This window comes from Bacteroides sp. HPS0048, from assembly GCF_964240755.1.
GTDB lineage: Bacteria > Bacteroidota > Bacteroidia > Bacteroidales > Bacteroidaceae > Bacteroides > Bacteroides nordii.
The window spans coordinates 215,947-236,331 of sequence record NZ_CAXSVC010000002.1; the positions used below are offsets into that span (position 1 = coordinate 215,947).

The following is a 20,385-nucleotide window of genomic DNA, read 5'->3' on the forward strand; positions in this document are numbered from 1 at the left end:
CAATCCGAATTATAGATTGAGGGACTCGATGAAAGTGAATGTAAAAACTAAAAGAACAACTCTACTTTCGTATGCCTGTTGACTTCGACCGGTACATGGTCGGCTATGCCGCCTCTGCTTACCTTGACGATGCGTTCGATCGGTATGCCACGCTTTTTCAATTCTGCAACGATATAATCCGCTCTCGATGTACTTAATGAACCATTAAGCACAGGAGTTCCAGTCGAACTGTCGGCCGCACCGGTTACTCTCAAGGATAATCCGTATTTCTTGGCCACGCGAGCCAGTTCATCAAGGTTAAGCATTTGGGAAGCATCCGTCAGGTGCGCCGTATTGAGGTTAAAAAAGAAATAGACAGGCGACCCGATGCAATTCCCGGCTTGTATGAGTTCCGTCCTTTCAGAGACGATTATGCCCGGTTTCTCGGCATCATCTCCGTTGTTGCCATATCCAATACTTGCAGAATCAAGCGGCGAGATTCCATCCCAATGCCGGTTTTTCAATCTTGCCCGTAGTGAGTTCAATCCGCTGTAATTATTTCTGGGATAACCTTGACGGCGGTCGGTCTCATCGTCATTAACCAGATGACCGTACTTGTCAAGCAATCCTTCTATTTCCAGAATTTTCTTCAATTCTGCGACCGTCCGTCGGTTGCGGTCGTACCAGTCTTTATAACGCTTGTTTTCTCCGGATAAGATATTGGCATGATCCACGAGTCACTCATTCTGACGAATGTAAGATGTCGCATCAACCGCGCGTTTCCAACCGACCTTTCCGAGATGAAACGTGAAACCGGCGGTCAGCGATACCATGTGGTCGCCGAGGCGGTTCGGGCGTCCGTAACCATCGAAGTCCTGAAAGGTGGTCGTGCCGGAGAGTTCCAACATGGCACTTACTCGTTTGGAAATCCGATATTCTCCCTGTACGCCATACGAAACAGTAAAGGGATTATTCCCGTTAGAGGCATTGTGCAACAAGCCGACACCGGCAAAGGGAGCAAGATTCCAGCGTACCTGTTCTTGCCGGGCATATCTGCAGCCAAGGACATTCCACAGCAGATCCGCATGGATATGGTGGTAGTCCTGATTGGACAATGTTCCATCTTTGAACTGCACACCGCTGTAATTGATACGTGCGCCGACGGACGGAGTGAACCATTTTCCGACTGCGAAACTGTACGAGGGTTTCAAGCGTCCGAAGAGGTCTTCGCAGCCGAGAGGTGTGCCGAGAAAGGCGGACGTACCCCCGGCAATACTGACAAACCAGTTGCCAGTCAGGGATGCCGGAAGTACCACTCCGTCAAGATAGACGGGCTGTATCGGTTGCAGTTCCTCCGAGACATTATAGTACGGTGTATGTTGTACAGTATCCACCTGTACGGGTTGTATACTTGCCTGTGCCTGCAACGTGCAAAGCACGGCCAATATAAAAAAGATTTGTTTCGTCATATTCCAATGATATTATTCGTTATACTTTTTGATTTGTCATGAGACGTATGCCACTTACCGTTTGGGTTTCTTGCCAATGGCCGGACGCATCATGCGGCTCGCCATCCTCATGCTGCGGAGTGCCCATGCACGGTTGTCCTCGTCCTCATCGCGCCCCCATTTCAGGTCGCTGCCGCCACCTCCGCCGCCACGAGTTTCGGCAAAAGTGGTGGCATCATCGACCATACCGAGAAACAGCATCGTCGCGCAGTGCATCACGTCTGTACCTTGTTCCGCTATGGACTGGACGAGCGAGCCGTCGAACAGTTGCCGTTCCGCCACGTCCATCTGTGCCGATACGTTCCTATACTCGCCGACCACATTTTCCAGCAGGACATCCTTGAGCAACGTGTCCACTTTGGAATGTATATCATGGGAGTATTTGTAGGCTTCCTCCTTGAGTTCCCCGGTACGTTCCTCAATGGCATCCATGTTCTCTTTCAGCTCGGCAAGCTGCCGGTCAGCCGTCTGTAACTTCTCCTGCTTGTCTGCCAGTTGCCTGTTGATGCCTGCCAGCTCTTTCTCCAGACTTTTAACTTGTGCGGCTAATTGTTCCGCATCGCCCTTGTTCGCTTTCAAATCCTGTTCGGCTGCCGATAGCAGAGCCTCTTTTTCGGCTTTCGACTTCTCAAGGTTATCGACCATTGTCGTAAGCCCCTTGACCCTGCGCTCTGCCAGACGGATGTCCGATTGAAGGGTTGCCAGCACCTTTTGGTGGCGGTCTATATTTTCCTCGATGGTCGTACATTCTTCCGATAGCATACGGCGGTATTCTTCGGTAGTCCTGTGCCGTGCGCCTGTTTCGGATATGCTTGTTCCTCTCGACATTCCCCACCTTGTATTGACTTCGGCGAAAAAGTCGGTATGAAGCTGTTTCATCCTTGCGCTGTATTCAAACTTGTCCTTTCCGGCGAATATTTCCTTGTACGCAAAGCGGCCGTCTTTGATTGGCAACAAAGTACAATGCACATGAGGGTTCAATTCGTCAAGGTGTACGATGAATGCGGCGATGTTCTGCTCGCCATATTTGCCACTCACGAATGAATAGACGTCTTTCGCCCAGCGTTCAATATCGCTCATTCTTTTGATACGGGTATTGTTCGCACCTTCATCAAAATCCACGTTCTGCGTGCCGAACGCGAGTTCGTGCATCCGCTTACGGGAACCGCCGAAAATGAAGTTCACCACCGTGCGGTACTTCGGTTCTGCCAGTCCTTCGTTGGGGTCTTTGATTCCACGCCTCTCCAATATGTCCGCCATCCGTTCGGGAATGTTGCGGCTCGTGTCAATGGGACGTACCTTGCCTCCGGGCGCAATCTCGAAGTTCAGGTGTTTGCGTGTGGGGTCGTAATTCCCCTTATTCATAGCGTACTTTTCCGCCCTTTCACTGCGGTCACGCAAATGTTCGTTGCTTTGGGCTGCGGTGATGCCTTTCGACACCTGCATATCAAGTACCTGTTTTTGATCTGCCATACTCTTTTCGTGTTGTTTGGACAATCCGTCCTGTCCCAGCTTGCTGCTTGCCCGGACAGCCTACCGACGGTCGGAGACCTATCGGGGTATTAGGCTCCCCCTTCCCTTTGTTTCGTGGCAGACGGGCAAGCCCGTGTGCCTCCTATAACCGGCAGGATAACCGTTAAGGGATGGAGGTGGATTGTTCGCGTTATACAATCTGTTTTCGACTCCCGGTTCAATCCACCATCGCCTGTGCCTTTGCCAGAAGCGATAAAAAAGGTTTGCGAAGCGATTTGAGGCGTTCTTGGTCTTCGTCCATGTCGAAGTCCGTCACTGATGCCTCGGTGTCGAGAATCAGCCCGGCGAGGTCTTTGGCGGACTCGATGAAAGCAGCCCATTCTTCACCGAGGTCAAACCGGAAGAAATCCACAAGCGGCGAACTGTCATCGAATCTCGACTTGTGCAGGATTTTTTGCAGGGCGGCGTGGGCGATGCAGCACAAGGCTGTTTCACGATGTTCCGTGACCAAAGTGCCGGAATGTGCGGAGGTCGTGTTGGAATGGGTGTCCAAACAGAGTCCGGTGTCACGGTCGGCAATTTCAGTCTTTGCCAGACTTACGAGTTGTCCACATATTACGCCAGTTTCGGCAGCGGTCGTTTTGCCGATTACCCAATCGGACAATACCTCACGGAGCTGTCTGGCAAAGTCCGGCTGCTCCTGTGCATTGCGGGGCTGTGCTGCCTGACCGGATTGTACGGTCATGGTAATGACCACGCTTTTGGGAAGCTGGATGCGGGTCAGCAAACCGAATGCCTCCATTGCACTCAAAAAAGAACGGACGGTAGCCCTGTGCCAATGCCACTCCGATGCGAGGTCGGAAACGGTCAGGTGGCACTGGTTGGGTTGCAGCACGTAGGCCTTCTTTCTTAAAAACGGAGAAACGAAACCTGCCAGTGATTTGTCCAACAGGTCACAGTACGCTTCGGTGCGTGTTTTGCGTTCATCCCCTTTCTCCTTGAGATATTCGAATACCTCCCTGTCTGCCAATATGGAAACAGGTATCTTTTGGTTATTTTTCATTTTCATTCGGTTTTAATGATTCATATTGTGCGGATATATCAGTGTTGCCGCTGTCCGCTTCATGCGGCAGATTTGCGTGATGATTCTCGTGATAGGATTCTGACAACATTCCGGGATGCTTTGCCCATCCGGAAAGTGTGTCCGTATCCTTGCATTCGGACATGACCCGAACGGAGGGATAGAACAGGGCTGCCAGAAGAAGATAGGCAATGGTTATCGCCAAGGTGTACAGATGCGGCACAAAGCCGATGACCAGTGCGCCCGATGCGAGTGTGACAAATGCACGGGGGCGGTCAAGCAACCTGCGTAACCAGTTGTCCGTCCGTCGGAACGAAAACATTGCGGCACAGACACCGGTAGAGAGTAGGATTCCAAACTCACCCATATGTCCACAGGCATATACATAATGGAAAAGAAGCAGGCATATCAGCCATACTTGCACATACAGTTTACGGGCGTTGCCGCTTCGTGCCATTGCCATGTAAAAGGGTGTCATGAACCGCTTGTTGTTCTTGTACAATGACATTGATACCCCGAAAGGTATCGCGCAGAAAATGAGTAGCAGGATATTCAGTAACATAAGTAATAGGGCTTTTCGGGTATGGGAGTGGGACGCACAATGAGTTCCAACTGGACAATACCGTATGTCGCCAGCCGGATAAGGGTTTCGGCATCCTTGGGCGAAAAGTACATGGCCGCTTTCTTGATGCGCTGCTTGAATGTAATGTCTTGCTTTCGGTAGATGGCCAAAGCCTTGTCCAGTTCGTGTTCGGGAATAGTCCATGTCGTACCCTCGGCGTGTATGCCGTTCGTCTTGAAGGCACGCAGTACCAATGTACGGGAAACGAGGTAGTCGGTGCGGTCGGTTCTTGAGATGATATGCTCCTTGTAGAGATTGTCATCGGCAACCTCTATCCACGTCCGGTAGGCATTGATGCAATAGACCATCTGTCGGTATAAGGTGTTTCTCATATAAAATTCATCAGCACGTCGGACTTGTCTTTCTTGTATTTCAGGAACCCGCTTTTGGAGTGTAGTTCCAAGTCGAGGCATAAGTCCCCGTACATCTGCTCCAAAGAATCATAGATGGTGACAAGGATGCTGTTTACATTGCCCTCCGTATCCGTCTTGGCGTTCATCTTGAACATCTGTCCGAAAGCGGGATTCGAGTATGCACAAGTGCTGTGACCGAATTTTTCCGTCCGCATCGGAATATGGTGGTAGAGCGTGATCAACTCCATGTCGTCCTCGAACATATCCATTACTTCGTCCAGTTCGTAAGGGGTGCGCAACGGAAACGTAAGCAGCACATAGTCGCCGTAGAACTGCGGTTCTTCCATCGTCGTCACATCGAGCAACTGCGGAAGTTGCAGGGGGACGAATGCCATGAAGTCATTATAAAAATGTCGTAACATATTCATATCTTTTTCTGTTGTTATATTTTACAGCGTGTGTATGAATGCCTCCATCAGCATTCCGGGCAGCTCGTCCAAGCGGTTGTCTCCGGGGTGCAGCATCCTGCCCAACTCCCTGAAAGCGTCGGGTGTCTGCGAGGCAAGCATATCGAGTTGCTCTCTTTCTTCGGCTGAAAGCAACGCCAGGCAGAAACCGTCCAACGACGAATAAGGCTGGAGAAGCATCCAGATGTAGGCTTGTGCCTGTGCCGGTGTCTTGACTTTTTTATTGCAGATGTCGTCGATACAGGTTCGGATATTCTGAATCAGCCTGCGGTTGGTGCGCATGGCCAGATAAATCATGGCATTGCGATAGGTGATGTCGTTCCGTTCGGCGGCAAGGAATATCTGTGCACAGCATCGTTCCGTGTCATGAGTGATGTCGGAAAGATTCTCGCCGTCGAAATCAGGCAGACGTGAAAGGAATGCCCGGTACACGGCATCCTCCTTTTCGATAAAGGTCGTCAGGTCTGCCATACAATGAATACCGTAATCAATCGTTTCAGCAAGGGTAGTTCGATAAGTGGCAAGAATGTGTTGTCGGTTTCTCTGACTGACGGGCCGGTTATCCAATGAGGCAAAGAACGGTCGGATTGTTTCAGCCGCACGATGCAACTCTTTGTCTTCAAGATGCGGTGAGATTTGTTCTTTTACCCACAGTATATCCTTATAAGTGCGTGTTTGAGACAGCACCATCCGTGAAAATTCCATGCGGATGGAATCATGTATCTGTTCACACTCTTCTCTTACAGTGGAATGAAGCCGGCCAAGCGTATCACATTCGAGATGCAGGAATACGGAATCCCTCAATGTTTGCCATTGCTTGAGGTGTCCGGCCAATTCTTTAATGGAGAGTTTTTTCTGCCTGCGTATGTCGGACAGGTATTCCCTGTATGTTCCGGCAGGGTCATTCTTGGCTTTCGCCAATCGTTTGCCATTGCCGTTGTCGCATGACGCGCATAGGAATATGGCAATCGAAACGGCAATTATTTTGGCAAAGATTATCGGTTGTTTTAAGTTCGATTTTAATGTTTTCATACTATATCATTTCGTACTATTTAGTGCAAAACTATATATTATTTTTGATACTTCGCATCCGAAAAACCGTATTTTGTGCATTTTTTAATATCGTACTTAATAGTATGATTACCAATGAAAACAAGTGAAGATAAAACACGTGGAAATGTACGATTTTCGTTTTTTAATATAGTATGATTCATATACTCGAATAAAACTTGTATATTTGCACTTGTTATCATGAATATTGTATATTGATATGGCAAAAGTCGGTTATATATTCGAGGCTAATTCCTACGATGCGTTTGATGCGGATAAGGAATGGATGCGCCAATATGGGTGTGTACAGGTGGTTGAAGAATCGGTCGGACACGAGACGCTTAGGCCGAGATGGAAACAACTGATGTCGAATCTTGAAAGAGGAGACGAATTGGTGATGTCAAAATTCAGCAATGCCGTTCGTGGTTTACGGGAACTATCGGCATTGATTGAGCTATGCCGCATCAAGGTCGTGCGTATTATCTCCATTCACGATAAAATTGACACCGACAACAAATTGTTTCCGGACACGACACCGGCGGAAGTATTGGCCATGTTCGGGGCATTACCGGAGGAAGTGGCTGTTTTGCGGAAGTCGTCGGATAAAATTATACGCCTGCAGCAGAGTATCAGTATTCCGATTTCCAAAAAAAGTATGAGTAAAACTGAACGGGACAAAAAAATCGTGGATATGTATAACAATGGGTATTCAATCCGTGATATTTGGAAAGAAAGCGGTGTCCAAAGTAAAAGCACCGTGTACAGCATTCTCAATAAATACAAGGTTCAGCTTAACCGAACACCGGGACGAGTGCCGGGCATCCGGAAATAGAACTTATAAATCAATATGGATATTGAAAATCAATAGATTGCTTGCGTAATTCATCGTTTTTTCGTATCTTTAAGTTGGATATAACTATATAAAAACAAGACCTATGGGAGATATTATAATTTTATTGCTGGTGTTCTTGGTAGTGGGCAGGCTTTTGAGGGGCGTGTTCGGAGGATTCAGCAAAAGCAGTTTTCGGGATGACAAATAACTCCGGATTGTTGTAACTGGCAGATATTTGTTAATTTTGCACCGTATTCATAAAAATCAAGAACAATATGACAAAAGCGGAAATTGTCGCTCAGATCTCACGGCAGAGCGGAATAGAGAAAACGGTGGTGATGACTGTGATAGAATCATTCATGGAAAATGTAAAAGAGTCGATGGTTGCGGGAAACGAGGTGTTCTTGCGCGGGTTCGGTAGCTTTATCATCAAACGGAGAGCTGAAAAGACGGCCCGGAACATTTCGAAGAATACGACAATTAAAATTCCCGCTCACAATATCCCTGCATTCAAACCTGCCAAAGCATTTCTGAATGCGGTAAAAGAGAACAAGTAGAGTATAAAAGTACAGATGGTGCAACAACACCGTAATGAGTAAAACAAAAGCGACCCGAAGGCCGCTTTTGTCGTGATAAGGCAAGGATTATTTCTTGCCTTTTTTCGCTGGTTTGGCCGGCTTTTCAGGAGTTTCCTCCTTCTCGACGGGCGGATAGAACTTGACGGCGACCATCACGATACGGTTGTGTTTCACACCGCTTTGGTCGCTCCATTCTTCGGGCTTGAAATACCCCTCGACGGTCAGCATCGTACCCTTGGTCAGTTGGTCGAACGACCCGGTGTTCTCGTTTTTACGCCACGCCTCAAAATTCATAAAGGCGGAAACGCGTTTGGATTCCTCGCCATTATTCTCCAATCGGCTTACTGCCAGAGGGAAACGTGCTACACTTGCGTTGGTGAACTGACGGATTTCTGCATCCTTTCCTACGAAACCGGTTACTACGAAATTGTTTTCAATCTTTTTCATAATGAATTGTTTTTAGAAGTTATTAAATCAATTTTACGCTGCCTCAAAAAGTAGGTGCAGTTAAGGGGATGCACCAAGGCCGGACGCATCAATACTCTTTATTTTTGTCCGTAGGCAAAACCGGAAGGCTCGATAAAGGAAGATTGTACGGCTGCGCCATTGGTCAAGACTTCCAAAGTCGTTCCCGTCTGCATACTATCTTTGCATCGGAAAATGATGATGACTTCGGCGGAAAACTATTCTGAAAATGAGCGGAAAACCGTAGTTGCAGGGGAAGTGAAAGTGCAATCCGTCCACCGGCACAATGGTGCGCGTTTCGGCTGTAAGTCCGCAGAATCGGCAGGTATTTTCGTGTAATTCGGTCGGACTGAATTGAGGTGGCTACAAACAGAACACTGAACTGACAACAGGTTGCGGTACCGCAGAAGGGAATATCAACGAAGTGGCGACAAAAGGCGGAACGGGATATCGGGGTACTGCCATGTTCCCGTCCGGCAGAAAGAAAAGGGGACAAAAGGGAAAAAGGAAAGAACCCTGCTTTTCGGAAAAGCGGACGGAGCTTTTCACGAATGGCTGTTTTTTACAAAAGGATATGGCGCAGCCAAAAGAGAGAGATAGATGTAAAAAAGGGAATGCGGCGTGGCAGGAATGGAAGATTATCCCGTTCCTGCCTGCCTGTATCATCAAAATTCTGCCATGATTACCCGATGCTCGAAAATCTTTTTTTGATTACTGGGACGTCTTTGGCAAACCCATAGGTGATGCTTGCCATAGCCGAAGACGAAATAATCATCAAGGCGTGTTTTTTCTTGTAGGCGTTCCATGCCGGTACGCAGTTCCGCTTCATCGGTTGAGAAAAGAATCGTGTTGATGATACGGAAGTAGAGTTCTGTTACCTCGTCACAATAAGGACAAAAGCTATGCTCAATCGTTGCTTTCATGTTTCTTTGATTTTAATTCTACTTCTACTATGTCTTCTATTCGACCATACAGGACAGAGCGCAACGCTGTTTTGTCAATGGCGTAATACTCGGCGATATGTCCGTGCTGTTTTACGAAATATCGTTTGAGAACATCGGAGAAATCAAAGAAGTAGCCCATCAATGCGATACCTCTTTTGAAATGGATGCACTCTTTCACGTTTCGGGTAATCCAGTTCTTGTCTTCACGGCTCAATTTGTCTCCGTTATCAAGTTGTTCCCGTAACTGGTAAACCCTGCTGTCTTTCAGCTTCTCTAATTCGGGTACGTCCCATTGGACGAATTTCATTGCTATCTGCTGCATCGCTCTTGTATTTAATCGTAAATAATCACTTCATCACGATACTCGACCACCTCTTTGCCACTACTAAGACGCACCACTATTTTATTGCCGAAGTCGCCGACAACTGTTCCCTCAGAGTAGCCTTTATAGGGGGTAAGCAAGGTGCAGTGCGCACCTATAATTTCGCTATTTTCTTCGTATTCGTACATAAGTCATGTCATTTTACGGTTACAACTTGATATCCCATTTCCCCTGTGAGAAGATTCTGAAGCTCACGTATTCGTCTGTAAATTCGTAGGACAGAATTTTGATATAAGTTTTGTCTTTGGCTTCCAACGAAGCTATCAGTCTGTCGATTTCTTCTTCCGGATAAACCCAACGAGAGGTAAACTCCGCATCCACGCTATCGCTGTGTCTATTGACAAAGCCGTCGAAAGTGTCATCCAAGAATGCCTCTATCTTGTCGAGGTCTGCTTTGTTTTCCGTCCTTGCGTAGAAAATGTTTGTTGCATAGTTTGCCATAATCCTAAGTTTTAAGTTTTTTATTTTCCCTCTTTTAGCATTTCAGCTACTTTCGGGCTTGATTGAAAATTATGTCGCCTCAAAAGGTGTTATGGCTCTTTATGCAGGGTTTCACGACCAAATACGACCTCTGCAAAGCGGAGCGTGGAGATTTTGTCGGGAACCGTCAGGCTGTGACCTTGAATACAAGAAAGACATGACAAGTACCTTTGCGACACAATTCTCATCAGGCAGACCGAAAGTTGGGATGCGAGGATAGAATGCCTATGGCAGAAGTTACGATAAAAGGAACTTCCGTAAAATTGGGATGCAGCGAAAAAAGAAAATATCGGTGCGATTATCTTCTCTTTTGACTGTGAATATAAAAGTAAGGGGGAGAACTTCGGTAAAGGTTTAGTTTAGTCTATTAGCTTATATATATGCTAAACTAAAGTAAACTAAATATAGGCAGATATATTGGACTGCCTGTATAGGTGTTTTGAGGGAAATGGTTACCTTTGCAAAAAACAATGTTCCTTGAAAGAAACAGAGATTTGTCCTTTTTTCTTTTGGCTGTAGTTATTCATCCATAGATGACTGCAACAATCACTCTTGGCGAGAGGATGAAAATCGTGTGAAAAGACTTGGAAAAATACTCAAAGTACGAACAAGTGAAGAGAAAGAAAGGTAGTGCAAACAAAAAAACAAGAAAATAAGATAATTCGTGTTTCTGTTCCTAATTTGTTTCTTGATAAAAACACATCACAATATAAACTATTAATTTACAAGATATTATGATGTGAAATTTTGAGATATAACTAAATTTACCAGATTTTCGCTTGAAACGCCTTGCGGTCTTATCCTATATGTTGGCGGCGAAAAGCTCCTGCCAATCGCCGTTTTTCTCAAATGTTATGCAAAGATAGCCAAATTCAGTGAATTACGGGCTATGATTGCTTGAATTTATATTTAATCTCCTATGCGCACTTTATCTCCTATCGAAACATTAATCTTGTCCAGGACTCCCGATATCTGCGATTTTATTTCGATCTCCTTCATCGGAAAAACATTGCCGGATATGTTTATTTCCTCTTTGATCTCGCGATATTGTGGTTGTGTAGTTTCGTAAATTGCCTTTGTACCTCTTAGCGAAGAACGAAAAGCAACAAATGCCAGTGTGGCGGAAAAGATGCAAATTAATATAATCTTAAATGTCTTCATTATCCTATATTTTCGTTTCTAATGGCGTCAATGGGTTGTATAACAGATGCTTTCATAGCCGGAAATGCTCCGGCAATGACACCGGACAAAATCAAGATAACCAAAGCGAGAACAGCTACATTTATATCTATTTCTGCATGCTTTATCATTGTCGCGTGACGGGCGCTTTCGAGCAACCAATTTATAATCTCAAGAATAGCTGCACCTGATATCAATCCGATGATACCGGAGATTACAGTTATGATGACAGATTCCGTCAGCATTAACACAAGAATGGATTTAGGAGTTGCTCCTACAGCCTTACGGATGCCTATTTCGCTACTCCTTTCTTTGATCACGACAAACATGATGTTGCTTACTCCAACAATACCACTTATCAGAAAACAAATTCCTACGATCCAGATAAACATTTTCAATCCATCAAAGAGTCCCTCAAAAGCAGATGTTTGTGTCTCAAAATTGATTATCTGTAAGGCTTGCTTATCAGAATAAGCAAATTGGTATTTATTAGCGATGAAGGCTCTCAGCTCATTCTCAAATCGCTTGGAATCAACTTCTTTGTTCAGATATAAACAGAAAGCGCGCAATGGAGTCTTATTGTCAATACAGTTTATGTAACTTGAGAAGGGCACATATACCGAATTGATTTCCGAAGCGCTGAAAATATCATCATTCTTTAGTACGCCTATCACCTTAAAATCAATACCGGCAATGTTGATCGACTTACCCAACGCTTTTTGATTATTAAATAAGGTCGTACTGACATTTTCGCCGATAATGGTAACATTACGGGTATTCTCGTCATCTCCTTTATTAAAATATCGTCCATCTTCGTTGATTTTAAGTATCTTAATTCCCATATAGTTTTCATTGATTCCTATAATCTTAAAAAGTCCGCTTTTAGCTTTATTCATCACTTGCGAATAAGGTCCTGTTATTTCAGGCGAAATAGCTTTTATCCCCGGGAACTGTTTCTTTATGCGGTTAAGAAAATGCAAATCGAAATGCAATTGTTCCCCTTCTCTGATATTCTTATACTTCACCCAGAATCCTCATCATTCCATACCATGACGGATTCACCATAAGTTACTAACGTGGTCACATAGCGGTGTGTGGTATTGATATTGTGCTGGGTTTGAAAAATAGCGATTGATTCATTCTCTATTTTCTGTACACGACTACGCTCGTGCAGAACAATAGCGACCATGCTGCCAATGATCGCCATTAAAAGAAAGTATCCTATAAATATTTTATGCTGCAAAAGTATTTTCATTGGCTTGATATTTTACAATCCAAATATTGCTTTCGTACAATATCTACATGCGGCAGAATCACGAAAAATATCCGAGATGAATAACACTAATAATAATTTCAAATTTTTCTATTTATTGCAGTTACATTCCTCCTCCCAACACATGATAAAGTTTGATTACACTTTGTATGCGTTCAAAACGAGTTTGTAGCTGTTGCACTTCCGCTTCGAGAAGAGACTGTTGGGCGGTCAACACTTCCAGATAGGTGGCATTGGAATGACGCATAAGCGATTCTGTCTTTCGCACAGCATCGCATAATGTTTCAACCTGTCGAGCATTGATTTCAATTTGCGATTTTGCCGTCTGCCATGCAGTCAGAGCATCGTTCACTTCTTTTCCAGCGTTCAGCAATGATTGCCGGAACAACAGTTTGGCTTCTTCCTGACGGCTTTTGGCTATCTTCAAGTTGGCGATGTTTGTGCCCCGGTTGAATAAGGGCTGTGTCAGGGAACCGATGGCATTGAGCAACCATTGTCCGGGATTTACGATTACGCCACCGCCGTTATTAGTCCATCCAAGAGTCCCCGAGAGGGTAATATTGGGATAGAAGGCGGCACGAGCCGCATTGGTGGCGTAGAACGCCTGCGCCAGTTCCATTTCAGCCTGACGCACGTCGGGACGGTTGGAAAGCAGTTGCAAAGGGACTCCAATCGAGACAGTATCGGGGAAAGCAGCCTCGGCCAGATTACTTCGTCCAATCGAGTGTGACGGCATGGCAAGTATCGCAGACAGGGCATTTTCTGTTTCGGAAATACTCTTGCGTATGGATAACAGGGATGCTTCGAGTCGCATCACGTTCGCCTTTGCCTGCAATACGCCGGCTTCGTTTGATTTCCCCACTTTTTTCAACGCTTCAAGAGTACGTACGGTAGTCCGCCAGTTCTCCAAAGTCCGGTTACTTATTGCCATTTGTGCGTCAAGCATGGCAAGGGTGTAGTAACTGTCTGCAATAGTGGCGACAAGCTGTGTCTGTACGGCCTGCCGGTAGGCACGGCTTCCTTGTAACGCGGCGGCTGCACCACGCTTTGCCGCCGTAAGTTTGCCGAAGATGTCCAGTTCCCAGCTTGCCGACGCTCCCACATTATATGTCTTTGCCGTTGCTCCGTCATGTTTATTGGCATTACCTTCGGCAGTCAGTCCCAGTGATGGAAGATATGATAGTCTGGCAGTCATCAGGACGGCTTCTGTCGCTTCCACGCGTAACCGTGCCACATTGAGGTCTGTGTTCCGTTCAAGTCCGGTTTCAATCAAGGACTGGAGTTTCGGGTCGGTAAACATTTCCCGCCACGACAGGGACGCGATGGTCGTTGTATCAATGTCCGCCGGTACGTCCCGATACAGATTCTCCGTTGAGAGGTCAGGACGATGATACCGGCTGTATGTGCCACAACCGGCAAACATCCATCCTGACAATATGATATATATTACTGTCTTCTTCATTTAATTATGCTTAACACGTTCTTGAATATATTGGAATACAATAAACAATGACGGCACAAGGAACAACAGAGCCAAAGTACCGACAATCATTCCACCGATTACACCTGTGGCAAGCGAACGGCTGCCGTTGGCACCCACTCCGTGCGCCATCATCAGCGGGACAAGACCGAACACCATGGACAGCACAGTCATCAATATAGGGCGCAGGCGGACTTTTGCCGCACTGTATGCTGCCTGTGCCAGCGTCATGCCTTCCGACCGCCGCTTGCCGGCGTATTCGGTAAGCAGGATGGCGGTCTTGGCAAGCAGGCCGATAATCATGATTAATCCGGTCTGCATGTAGATGTTGTTCTCCAGACCGAAGAGCCACGCAAACAGGAAACTGCCCATTAGTCCGCAAGGCACCGACAACAGAACCGCGAAGGGTATGAACACGCTCTCATACAAGGCGCACAGAATCAGATAGACCAGAACCATGCAGAGCAGGAATATAAGCGTGGCATTGTTGGTCGTCTTGCTTTCCTCACGCGAAATGCCGCCAAACTCGTATGTGTAATTTGACGGAAGCACTTCACGTGCCGTCTCGCCGATGGCTTCGAGCACCTGCCCTGAACTGTAACCCTGCGCCGGCGACCCGCTAATCGAGATGGCGTTGAACAGGTTGAAACGGGTGAGGTCTGACGGGCCGTTGGTCTTGGTCAGGCGCACGAACCGGCTCAAAGGCGACATGCCGCCATCGGAGGCGCGCACATACATGTGGTGCAGGGATTCCGCATTCACACGATATTCCGCCGGAGCCTGCATGGTCACATGGTAGAGCTTGGAGAACCGGTTAAAGTCGGAAACATATTGTCCGGTATAATAGCCCGACAATGTGGAAAGCACATCTGCGGGCGACACACCCGACTGCTCACATTTGGCGGCATCGATATCCACCCAGTATTGCGGATAGTCCGTGGCAAAGGAGGAATAGACTTCGCCGATTTCGGGTCGTTGCGACAAGGCTTCGACAAACTTGTCCGCCTCTTCCTTGAAAGCGGCGATGTTTCCGCCCGCCTTGTCCTGCAAATAAAGCTCGAAACCGTTTCCCATGCCGTACCCGGCAATCATCGGAGGCGACATGGCGAACACCGTGGCATCGGGAATATCTGAAGTGGCGGCATAAATCTTTCCGATGACATCATTCACCGACTGCCCCTCTCCCTTACGATCCTCCCAGTCTTTGAGTGTCACGAAATACATCGCCTGCGAGGGACCGGAACCGCTGAAAGAGAAACCGGCTACCGCACCGCTGTATTCAATCTCGCCGATGCTGTCGAGACGGCTGTTGATACGCTCCATCACCTTACTTGTCTGAGCCATGGATGTGCCGGGCTTCGTGTTCATGCTCACCATGACCGTCCCGGTGTCCTCTTCGGGAATAAGTCCCGTCTTTGTGACATTGACCAGCAGCACCAGCAACCCGAAAGAAATGCCTATGATGCTCCACAACAGCCATCGGCGATGGATAATGAACATCACTCCACGTACATAGCGTCGGCTCAGACTGTCGAAGACGGCATTGAACGCTTTACGGAAACGGGCTGCAAAATTGTTCTTAGTGTTGCCCTGCTCATCGATATAGGGTTTCAGCAGCAGCGCGCAAAGTGCCGGTGAGAGTGTGAAGGCATTGACTGCCGAGATTCCCACGGCAACAGCCATCGTGATACCGAACTGCGTGTAGAACGCTCCCGAAGTCCCGCCCATCATGGCTACGGGGAAAAACACTGCCATAAAGATTATGGTAGAGGTCAGGATAGCCGACGAAACGCCTTTCATGGCATCATCAGCCGCGAGAACTGCTGATTGATAGCCCTCATCGAACTTCGCCTGCACCGCTTCCACCACCACAATGGCATCATCGACCACGGTTCCGATGGCAAGCACAAGCGCGAACAGGGTGAGCAGGTTGATGGAGAATCCAATCATGGACATCACGGCAAATGTGCCGATGATGGAAACGAAGATGGATATGGTAGGGATAAGCGTTGACTTGATGTCCTGCAAGAACACATACACCACCACGATGACCAGAAGTATCGCTTCCAATAAGGTGCGGAGGACAGAGTGGATGGAGGCATACAGGAACTTGTTGGTATCGGTAAGCACCACGAATTCCGTCCCTTCGGGCAAGTCCCGGCTAAGGTCGTCAAGCACTTCGTGAATCTCCTTGATGGTGCTTGATGCATTGGACCCGGCTTTCTGGTTGATGAGCATCATAGCTGCCGGATGCCCGTTCACCTCGGAGGAATAGTTGTAGTATTCATCGCCCAGTTCCACATCGGCAACCTCTTTCAACCGAAGCACATTGCCGCCCGGCAGTGACTTGACGACCAGCTCACCGAACTCTTCCGCTCCGGACAAGCGTCCGCGGTATTTCATCGTGTATTCATTGGCGGTAGGATGATTGGCACCGAAGGAGCCGGTGGCGGCCTCGATGTTCTGTCGTGCAAGTACGGCAGAGATGTCATCGGGGATAAGCCCGTATTGCGCCATCTTGTCGGGACGCAGCCAAAGTCGCATGCTGTAGTTGGAACCGAACAACTGTGCCTTTCCCACGCCGCTGATACGTTTCAGCCTCGGCTCGACATTGATTTTCACGTAATTGCTCAGGAAGGTCTGGTCGAAGCGGTCATCGGGCGAATAGAGCGCGAAAGTCATCAGTTCGGCATTCTGCTGCTTTTCAGTGGTGACACCGGTCTTGGTGGCTTCCGCCGGAAGTTGGCTCAGTGCGCCGTTCACGCGGTTCTGCACGTTTACCGCCGCCATGTCCGCGTTGGTTCCCTGTTTGAAATAGATGTTGATGGAAGCATCTCCCGTATTCGATGCCGTGGAAGTCATATAGGTCATGTCTTCCACTCCGTTGATGGCTTCTTCCAGAGGGGTTATCACTGCCTTCTGCACGGTTTCAGCGTTTGCTCCCGGATAAGTTGCGAATACGTTGATGGTCGGAGGTGCGATGTCGGGGTATTGTTCCACCGGCAAGGAAAACATGGAAATCATGCCCAACAGTACAATCACCACCGAGATAACGCCCGAAAACACCGGGCGGTCTATAAAAAATCGCAGGTTCATTTCGTTTCGTTTTTAGGGGTTATGCTCATGCCTTCTCTCACCAGTCCCACGCCTTCGGCGACAATGGTGTCACCGACCGAAAGACCTTCTTTTACGATAAACCGGTTGCCGTCGTTCAGGCGGTCCACCGTGAGATAGGCGGCTTCCGCCTGTCCGTTTTTCAGACGGTAAGCGATAATCTTGTCCTGCAGTTCCACGGTGGCGGTCATGGGAATGGTTACGGCCTCCGTTTTCGGGTTTTGAAGGATGACATTGCCGATGCTGCCACTCAACAGTTCGCGGTCGGGATTGGGGAACAGGGCTTTGATTTGTACCGTTCCGGTAACAGGATCCACCACGCCGCTTACGGTTTCAATACGTCCTTTCGCCTTGTACAGGCTGCCGTCGTTGAGTTGCAGGCCCACTTCCGGCGTCCCGGCTATCATGCTGTCAATCGAGCCATAGCGAGCCGAATATCGCCGTAGCATATTCTCCGAAATGGAGAAATAGGCATACATCTCCGCATTGTCGGACACGACCGTGAAAGGCTGTGCCATATTGGGACCGACAAGCGCACCGATGCGATAGGGCAATGTGCCTACTACTCCGTTGCTCGGGCTTTTGATTTCCGTATAGGAGAGATTGTTGCGTGCATCCGATTCTTGTGCCTTTGCCTGTTCGAGTTCAGCACACGCCACTGCCAGTTGGTTCCGGGCGAGAGAAAGCTCGTAGTCGGATATGACCTTCTCGTCAAACAATGCCTGCTTGCCCCGCAGCTCGATTCTTGCCGTTTCCACTTTTGCCTGTGCCGCGCTGACATTGGCCTGCGCCGTGCGTAATGCCGCCCGATAGGGCACTTGGTCAATTACAGCCAATACTTGACCGGTCTTCACCCGTTCACCCTCTTTCACTTTCAGACGGATAATGCGCCCGGATATTTGCGGCAGGATGTCCACATCCTGCCGTCCGCGTATGGCGGCGGAATAGGACTCGGAGATTTCCACCGGACTTGCCGCGACCTTTATGACCCGATAACTCTGCACCGCATCCTGCTTGCCGTCCGCCTGCCTGCATCCGGTCGGCAGGAACAGCATGAGAGCAAATGCGGCGAAATTCGTGATAATGAATTGCTTGTTCATATTTTCTTCTTGTTTTGTATTAATTCATAAATTGATTTTTGGAACATGAATAAAAGTTTATCTTTTTCGTTCATGCGGATATTATCAGAATAACCGTCTTTTGTTATTTGATACCCACATGGCTTAACCATAAAAATGCCTAAGCCCTTAGTGTACGAACTTACTTCTGAGGCATAGTCTTTACTTGTATTTAATGGAACTTTCCCTTTAATATGACACCACTCATTATTACAACTGATGTCTTCAATCTCAGACATCAGTTTTTGCAAATCTGTAATAGCTTTGGAACTCGCTACTTGGGGTATCTGCAACTCAAAACAGAGCATCGGTTCGAGAATGTCCACACCTGACTGTTGCAAAGCCAGCCTGAAGACATAAGGGGTCAGCTGTCTGAAATCAGCAGGTGTACTTACCGGGCTATAATACTCGGCTTGAGTAAAAGTTACTTTCAGATCTGTCACTTCCCATCCATGTAAACCAGATTGGCAAGACATACGAATCCCTTCAAAAACGGCATTTTGAAAAGAATGGTTCAGATAACCATAGGAGATGTCACTTTCGATTTGCAACCCTGCCCCTAACGGTAAGGGTTCAAGAGTCAGCCCTATTGTGGCCCAGTAAGGGTTGGGTGGTACTTCGATCTGAATAATCTTATTGACCTTTTTTATAGGTCGTTCTTTGTAGATAGTCTTGATCTCATCAAAATGGACCTTTACGGAAAATCGTTCTTCCAGCAATGTCTGTATGATTTCCTTTTGGGTCAAACCATATAACGAGATTTCCAATTCATCACTATATGAGTTTATGGAAAAGGACAAAGACGGGTCTTCAATCCACAATGTATTCAGAGCGGATATCACCTTGCTTCTCTCTTCGGGCTTATTTGGCCGGACGGAGGATTTGAGAGCGGGATGCTGATGAGATAATCCTTGAATCAAACAAGGTTTAGCACCTAAATAATCTCCGATTCGAAAATCTTCTATATCTTCTACAATCGCGATATCATTGGCACCCACTTCATCAACATTTATCTCTCTGCCCTGATAAATAGTCTTTAGATTTTTAATCTTGATGAATTTTTCCGAATCGTTGATTCTTACAATGTCTCGAAGTCTCAGACTTCCGTCAATTATTTTTAGAAAACTTCTTTTATGTCCTTTGGGGTCATGCTCTATCTTATAGAGATAAGCTGAAAGTCTGTTTGAGACTGATTCTGGAGGAAGTATAAAAGAAGAGATGGCGTCCAACAACTCATTGATACCGATATTGAACATTGCTGATCCATGTAGTACCGGATAGACTTTGGCTTTTGCCACAAGATCGATTATCGTATTCCAATAATCAGCCGGTGAAATTTCGCTATCCGCCAAATATCGTTCTAATATATTGTCGTCATGGTTGCATACAAATTCTTTGTATTCTTCCTTTATATATGTTTGGGAGCAAATCGGATAAACCAATCCATCGACAACAGTTTGCATAAACAGGACATCTTGAGACAGATTTGTTTTTATATCCAGATACAAACGCTCTAAATTCACACCGTCACGGTCAATTTTATTGATAAATATAATTGTCGGGATTTGCAGTTTTTGTAAAGTATTGAACAGCAACTTTGTTTGCGCTTGTATGCCTTCCTTTGCGGATAAGATGAGGACTGCTCCATCAAGCATTTTGAATGTCCGCTCCACTTCCGCAATAAAATCCATGTGTCCCGGAGTGTCAATGATATTGCATTTCACTCCATTCCAGATAATAGATGTCGTAGAAGCCCGAACAGTAATTCCTCTACGTTTCTCTATATCCATAGAGTCTGTTATGGTGTCACCATTATCCACACGGCCGCACTTTTCCGTTGCTCCACTGGCAAACAGCAGATTCTCGGTTACGGAAGTTTTTCCTGCATCAATGTGAGCAAGAATTCCTAAATTTATAATATTCATTTGGATTAAGCAATAATATACTACAATAGATGCATTGTCGAAACGCACCTTTTAATACCTCCTCGTAGCATGTGAGAACTAC

Annotated in this window: 21 protein-coding genes and 2 pseudogenes; 4 read left to right on the forward strand and 19 right to left on the reverse strand. The window is 46.9% G+C overall.

Annotation, left to right across the window (positions count from 1 at the left end):
* Positions 1-47: 47 nt before the first annotated feature.
* The 7 genes and pseudogenes from ACESQI_RS02320 to ACESQI_RS02350 all read right to left on the reverse strand — a co-directional run bounded on the left by ACESQI_RS02320 (position 48) and on the right by ACESQI_RS02350 (position 6,515).
* Positions 48-1,448: pseudogene (locus tag ACESQI_RS02320) on the reverse strand (OmpA family protein).
* A 54-nt stretch (positions 1,449-1,502) separates the two neighbouring features.
* On the reverse strand, positions 1,503-2,960 hold the full coding sequence (gene mobV, locus ACESQI_RS02325) for a MobV family relaxase (RefSeq protein WP_007482776.1): 1,458 nt from the start codon (positions 2,958-2,960) through the stop codon (positions 1,503-1,505).
* Positions 2,961-3,177: 217 nt separating this feature from the next.
* The gene (locus tag ACESQI_RS02330) at positions 3,178-4,023 is read right to left on the reverse strand and encodes a hypothetical protein (RefSeq protein ID WP_005680022.1); all 846 of its coding nucleotides are present in this window, start codon (positions 4,021-4,023) and stop codon (positions 3,178-3,180) included.
* On the reverse strand, positions 4,013-4,603 hold the full coding sequence (locus ACESQI_RS02335; protein WP_005680023.1) for a hypothetical protein: 591 nt from the start codon (positions 4,601-4,603) through the stop codon (positions 4,013-4,015). Before ACESQI_RS02335 ends, ACESQI_RS02330 begins: the two co-directional genes overlap by 11 nt.
* Entirely contained in the window at positions 4,594-4,995 is a 402-nt protein-coding gene (locus tag ACESQI_RS02340) for a hypothetical protein (RefSeq protein ID WP_005680024.1), read from the reverse strand. The genes ACESQI_RS02335 and ACESQI_RS02340 overlap by 10 nt, the downstream gene beginning before the upstream one ends.
* Positions 4,992-5,438 (reverse strand): hypothetical protein, encoded by a 447-nt coding sequence (locus ACESQI_RS02345; RefSeq protein ID WP_005680025.1) that lies wholly within the window; start codon positions 5,436-5,438, stop codon positions 4,992-4,994. The genes ACESQI_RS02340 and ACESQI_RS02345 overlap by 4 nt, the downstream gene beginning before the upstream one ends.
* Before the next feature lie 27 nt (positions 5,439-5,465).
* Positions 5,466-6,515, reverse strand: coding sequence for a hypothetical protein (locus ACESQI_RS02350; protein WP_005680026.1), 1,050 nt, complete (start codon positions 6,513-6,515; stop codon positions 5,466-5,468).
* A 238-nt stretch (positions 6,516-6,753) separates the two neighbouring features.
* Here ACESQI_RS02350 and ACESQI_RS02355 point away from each other — a divergent pair, with 238 nt between their 5' ends.
* Both ACESQI_RS02355 and ACESQI_RS02360 read left to right on the forward strand, forming a co-directional pair.
* On the forward strand, positions 6,754-7,365 hold the full coding sequence (locus ACESQI_RS02355; RefSeq protein WP_005680028.1) for a recombinase family protein: 612 nt from the start codon (positions 6,754-6,756) through the stop codon (positions 7,363-7,365).
* A gap of 263 nt (positions 7,366-7,628) precedes the next feature.
* Positions 7,629-7,922: an HU family DNA-binding protein gene (locus ACESQI_RS02360; protein ID WP_255204174.1), complete on the forward strand. Its 294-nt coding sequence runs from the start codon at positions 7,629-7,631 to the stop codon at positions 7,920-7,922.
* A gap of 87 nt (positions 7,923-8,009) precedes the next feature.
* Here the strand turns inward: ACESQI_RS02360 and ACESQI_RS02365 are convergent, their stop codons facing one another.
* A complete protein-coding gene (locus ACESQI_RS02365; RefSeq protein ID WP_005680031.1) occupies positions 8,010-8,390 on the reverse strand; it encodes a single-stranded DNA-binding protein in 381 nt (126 codons plus the stop codon).
* A 442-nt stretch (positions 8,391-8,832) separates the two neighbouring features.
* Here ACESQI_RS02365 and ACESQI_RS02370 point away from each other — a divergent pair, with 442 nt between their 5' ends.
* Positions 8,833-9,090, forward strand: a complete 258-nt coding sequence (locus ACESQI_RS02370) for a hypothetical protein (protein WP_008782444.1) — start codon at positions 8,833-8,835, stop codon at positions 9,088-9,090.
* On the opposite strand, the gene ACESQI_RS02375 is transcribed toward ACESQI_RS02370, so the two are convergent.
* From ACESQI_RS02375 to ACESQI_RS02390, 4 genes are read right to left on the reverse strand one after another with little or no spacing between them, the layout of a single operon-like run.
* Positions 9,074-9,331: a hypothetical protein gene (locus tag ACESQI_RS02375; RefSeq protein ID WP_005680032.1), complete on the reverse strand. Its 258-nt coding sequence runs from the start codon at positions 9,329-9,331 to the stop codon at positions 9,074-9,076. The genes ACESQI_RS02370 and ACESQI_RS02375 overlap by 17 nt on opposite strands.
* The gene (locus ACESQI_RS02380; RefSeq protein WP_005680034.1) at positions 9,315-9,674 is read right to left on the reverse strand and encodes a hypothetical protein; all 360 of its coding nucleotides are present in this window, start codon (positions 9,672-9,674) and stop codon (positions 9,315-9,317) included. The genes ACESQI_RS02375 and ACESQI_RS02380 overlap by 17 nt, the downstream gene beginning before the upstream one ends.
* A gap of 11 nt (positions 9,675-9,685) precedes the next feature.
* The gene (locus tag ACESQI_RS02385) at positions 9,686-9,862 is read right to left on the reverse strand and encodes a hypothetical protein (RefSeq protein ID WP_005680036.1); all 177 of its coding nucleotides are present in this window, start codon (positions 9,860-9,862) and stop codon (positions 9,686-9,688) included.
* Positions 9,863-9,881: 19 nt separating this feature from the next.
* Complete coding sequence (locus ACESQI_RS02390) at positions 9,882-10,175, reverse strand: hypothetical protein (RefSeq protein WP_005680037.1); 294 nt, start codon at positions 10,173-10,175, stop codon at positions 9,882-9,884.
* A gap of 71 nt (positions 10,176-10,246) precedes the next feature.
* Here ACESQI_RS02390 and ACESQI_RS02395 point away from each other — a divergent pair, with 71 nt between their 5' ends.
* Positions 10,247-10,375, forward strand: coding sequence for a hypothetical protein (locus ACESQI_RS02395; RefSeq protein ID WP_004301204.1), 129 nt, complete (start codon positions 10,247-10,249; stop codon positions 10,373-10,375).
* Between the two features lie 748 nt (positions 10,376-11,123).
* Here ACESQI_RS02395 and ACESQI_RS02400 read toward each other — a convergent pair.
* The 7 genes and pseudogenes from ACESQI_RS02400 to tet(Q) form a co-directional block, all read right to left on the reverse strand.
* Positions 11,124-11,375 (reverse strand): efflux RND transporter periplasmic adaptor subunit, encoded by a 252-nt coding sequence (locus tag ACESQI_RS02400; protein ID WP_005809234.1) that lies wholly within the window; start codon positions 11,373-11,375, stop codon positions 11,124-11,126.
* Positions 11,375-12,418, reverse strand: a complete 1,044-nt coding sequence (locus ACESQI_RS02405; RefSeq protein WP_005809236.1) for an ABC transporter permease — start codon at positions 12,416-12,418, stop codon at positions 11,375-11,377. Before ACESQI_RS02405 ends, ACESQI_RS02400 begins: the two co-directional genes overlap by 1 nt.
* Positions 12,419-12,420: 2 nt before the next feature.
* Positions 12,421-12,648, reverse strand: a pseudogene (locus ACESQI_RS02410) (hypothetical protein); the annotation flags it as partial.
* Between the two features lie 121 nt (positions 12,649-12,769).
* Positions 12,770-14,128 (reverse strand): efflux transporter outer membrane subunit, encoded by a 1,359-nt coding sequence (locus tag ACESQI_RS02415; protein ID WP_005809240.1) that lies wholly within the window; start codon positions 14,126-14,128, stop codon positions 12,770-12,772.
* On the reverse strand, positions 14,129-17,242 hold the full coding sequence (locus ACESQI_RS02420) for an efflux RND transporter permease subunit (protein ID WP_005809243.1): 3,114 nt from the start codon (positions 17,240-17,242) through the stop codon (positions 14,129-14,131).
* Positions 17,239-18,360, reverse strand: a complete 1,122-nt coding sequence (locus tag ACESQI_RS02425) for an efflux RND transporter periplasmic adaptor subunit (RefSeq protein WP_005809248.1) — start codon at positions 18,358-18,360, stop codon at positions 17,239-17,241. The genes ACESQI_RS02420 and ACESQI_RS02425 overlap by 4 nt, the downstream gene beginning before the upstream one ends.
* A complete protein-coding gene (gene tet(Q) / locus ACESQI_RS02430; RefSeq protein WP_032595419.1) occupies positions 18,357-20,303 on the reverse strand; it encodes a tetracycline resistance ribosomal protection protein Tet(Q) in 1,947 nt (648 codons plus the stop codon). The genes ACESQI_RS02425 and tet(Q) overlap by 4 nt, the downstream gene beginning before the upstream one ends.
* Positions 20,304-20,385: the final 82 nt, after the last annotated feature.

What these genes read in the sequence shown, in the direction of transcription:
- ACESQI_RS02365 (WP_005680031.1), bottom strand. Translation starts at nt 8,390, where the DNA reads ATGAAAAAGATTGAAAACAATTTCGTAGTAACCGGTTTCGTAGGAAAG.
- ACESQI_RS02415 (WP_005809240.1), bottom strand. Translation starts at nt 14,128, where the DNA reads ATGAAGAAGACAGTAATATATATCATATTGTCAGGATGGATGTTTGCC.
- ACESQI_RS02395 (WP_004301204.1), top strand. Translation starts at nt 10,247, where the DNA reads ATGTCGCCTCAAAAGGTGTTATGGCTCTTTATGCAGGGTTTCACGACC.
- ACESQI_RS02345 (WP_005680025.1), bottom strand. Translation starts at nt 5,438, where the DNA reads ATGTTACGACATTTTTATAATGACTTCATGGCATTCGTCCCCCTGCAA.
- ACESQI_RS02390 (WP_005680037.1), bottom strand. Translation starts at nt 10,175, where the DNA reads ATGGCAAACTATGCAACAAACATTTTCTACGCAAGGACGGAAAACAAA.
- ACESQI_RS02330 (WP_005680022.1), bottom strand. Translation starts at nt 4,023, where the DNA reads ATGAAAAATAACCAAAAGATACCTGTTTCCATATTGGCAGACAGGGAG.
- ACESQI_RS02385 (WP_005680036.1), bottom strand. Translation starts at nt 9,862, where the DNA reads ATGTACGAATACGAAGAAAATAGCGAAATTATAGGTGCGCACTGCACC.
- ACESQI_RS02375 (WP_005680032.1), bottom strand. Translation starts at nt 9,331, where the DNA reads ATGAAAGCAACGATTGAGCATAGCTTTTGTCCTTATTGTGACGAGGTA.
- ACESQI_RS02380 (WP_005680034.1), bottom strand. Translation starts at nt 9,674, where the DNA reads ATGCAGCAGATAGCAATGAAATTCGTCCAATGGGACGTACCCGAATTA.
- mobV (WP_007482776.1), bottom strand. Translation starts at nt 2,960, where the DNA reads ATGGCAGATCAAAAACAGGTACTTGATATGCAGGTGTCGAAAGGCATC.
- ACESQI_RS02355 (WP_005680028.1), top strand. Translation starts at nt 6,754, where the DNA reads ATGGCAAAAGTCGGTTATATATTCGAGGCTAATTCCTACGATGCGTTT.
- ACESQI_RS02335 (WP_005680023.1), bottom strand. Translation starts at nt 4,603, where the DNA reads ATGTTACTGAATATCCTGCTACTCATTTTCTGCGCGATACCTTTCGGG.
- ACESQI_RS02400 (WP_005809234.1), bottom strand. Translation starts at nt 11,375, where the DNA reads ATGAAGACATTTAAGATTATATTAATTTGCATCTTTTCCGCCACACTG.
- ACESQI_RS02340 (WP_005680024.1), bottom strand. Translation starts at nt 4,995, where the DNA reads ATGAGAAACACCTTATACCGACAGATGGTCTATTGCATCAATGCCTAC.
- ACESQI_RS02420 (WP_005809243.1), bottom strand. Translation starts at nt 17,242, where the DNA reads ATGAACCTGCGATTTTTTATAGACCGCCCGGTGTTTTCGGGCGTTATC.
- ACESQI_RS02425 (WP_005809248.1), bottom strand. Translation starts at nt 18,360, where the DNA reads ATGAACAAGCAATTCATTATCACGAATTTCGCCGCATTTGCTCTCATG.
- ACESQI_RS02350 (WP_005680026.1), bottom strand. Translation starts at nt 6,515, where the DNA reads ATGAAAACATTAAAATCGAACTTAAAACAACCGATAATCTTTGCCAAA.